This is a genomic window from Flavobacterium xizangense (assembly GCF_054075145.1).
Window position 1 is genome coordinate 1 of record NZ_JBSIPG010000218.1, and the last position, 252, is coordinate 252.

General features: G+C 32.5%; 1 protein-coding gene. It reads right to left on the minus strand.

The genetic code is table 11. The features are described from left to right. A partial coding sequence (locus ACWA1B_RS23180) for a CAP domain-containing protein (protein WP_456911025.1) occupies positions 1-252 on the minus strand: 252 nt, incomplete at both ends.

Sequence of the window (252 nt, forward strand, 5' to 3'; positions counted from 1 at the left end):
GCTTCGGCAGTTTTATAATTGTAAGCAACATTCTCTCCTACTTTCTTAGCTCCCAATACGCTAGTCATATTACTAGATCTAGCCGTAAAATCGTTATGATTTACAACATTATTTTGAATCATATATTTATTATGTTCTTCACATTTAAAAGAAATATGATTCACTCTTTCCAAAGCATTCAAACCAACACTCACACGGTATTCGTTTATCAGCTTCATCGTTTCTATTTCGGTATCGTTGTAAGTGTAATTG